A 1,680-nucleotide genomic window follows, 5' to 3' on the forward strand; every position below is an offset into this window, starting at 1 on the left:
CTCCAGAAGCGCCCCCGCACCCGAGGAGGAGACCCGGAAACCGCCCCAGGACTCACCCAAGCCGGACGAAGGAGCCCCCGGCCCGCCCGAGGACTCCTGAGCCGTCGCAAGGGAGCCAAGGGGACCGGGGGAACCAGGCCGCTCGGCGGTCGATATTTCTGCCTTATCGGCATTTCGGGGGCCCGAAAGCGGTCCGCTGTGGTTAAGCTACGGACGGCTTGATGCGGGTGGGGGCCCAAAGTACTCCAGAGGAGACCGTTATGTACGGTGATGGGCAATGGGGGGTCCCCGGCTACACCGCGGTGCGCGAGCTGGGCTCGGGCGCGGCCGGGCGGGTCGTGCTCGCCAGACGCGACTACGACGGCGTCGAGGTGGCCATCAAGTACCTCAGTGACGAGCTGAGGTCCGACGTCGGGTTCGTCGCCCGCTTCCGGCACGAGGCGCGCTTATTGGGCACACTGCAGAGCCCCCACCACGCCAGGCTGATCGACTACGTCGAATCCGGTCAGGGCTCGGCGATCATCATGGAGCTGGTCAACGGGGTGTCGCTGCGCGAGATCCTCAAGTCCGAGGGTCCCACCGGCGCCGAAGCCGCGCTGACCGTCCTCAAGGGCTCCCTGCGGGGCCTGGCCGCGGCGCACGCGATCGGCGTCGTCCACCGCGACTACAAGCCCGAGAACGTCATGGTGCAGGCCGACGGCGCCAGCAAGCTCGTGGACTTCGGCATCGCGGTGCGGGCCGGCGAGGAGGCGGAGGCGGCGGGCACGCCGCCGTACATGGCGCCTGAGCAGTGGTCGGGCGCGCCGGCCGGGCCCGCGACCGACGTCTACGCGGCCACCGCCGTCTTCTTCGAGTGCCTGACGGGCACCCGCCCCTTCCGCGCCTCGAACGTCATGGTGCTGGCCCACCAGCACCAGAGCGCTCCCCCGCCGGTCGAGGAGGTGCCGGCGGCGCTGCGCGGCCTGGTCGGGCGGGGTCTGGCCAAGGATCCGGCCGAGCGCCCGCCGTCGGCGGAGGCGTTCCTCACCGAGTTGGAGGCCGTCGCCGCCGAAGCGTACGGGCCGGACTGGGAGGAGCGCGGACGCCGCCGCCTGGCCGCCCTGGCTGGCCTGCTGGCGCTGCTCTTCCCGATCCGGCTGGACGAGCCGGTCGAGACGGAGACCGCGCTCGCCGAGACCCGCTTCGGCGAGCCGTCGGGCGTCGGCAGGTCGGGCGTCGGCAGGGCGTCGCGCGCCCTGGGCAAGCTGCCCGCCAAGATCGCCGTCACGGCCTCGGCCGTCGGCGTGCTGGTCGCCGCCGTCGTGATCATGGTGAACGCGTCGTCCGACGAAGCGGTGCTGCAGGCGCGGACCAGCGAGGTGACGCCCACGACGCCGGTGCCCGCCACCTCGGCGTCCGCGGACCCGGCGACTCCGTACGAGGAGCCGACGGCCGAGGAGACCACGCCGGAGCCGGAGACCGAGCCGAGCGCCAGCGACGCGCCGCCGCCGTCCGTCCAGCAGCCGGTCGCCTCCCGGCCGGCGCAGATCGCGACGCACGTCAAGAGGCCCGCCAGGACGTCCGAGCAGCGGCCCAGGAAGCCCGTCCGCACCCCGACGCCGACGCCGTCCGCCGCCCTGAGGATGACGGGCGACGTACGCACGCCCGAAGAGCGCCGCGAGTCGGCCACCACCCCCGCGG

Annotated in this window: 1 protein-coding gene; it reads left to right on the forward strand. The window is 73.5% G+C overall.

Going from position 1 to position 1,680, the window contains the following annotated elements; all coding sequences use genetic code 11:
• Positions 1 to 260: 260 nt before the first annotated feature.
• Positions 261 to 1,680 (forward strand): serine/threonine-protein kinase (locus C1J01_RS47895; RefSeq protein ID WP_111185782.1); only part of this gene is annotated, 1,420 nt, incomplete at its 3' end.

Origin of the sequence: Nonomuraea aridisoli (assembly GCF_003236395.1) — a bacterium.
GTDB classification, from domain to species: Bacteria; Actinomycetota; Actinomycetes; order Streptosporangiales; family Streptosporangiaceae; genus Nonomuraea; species Nonomuraea aridisoli.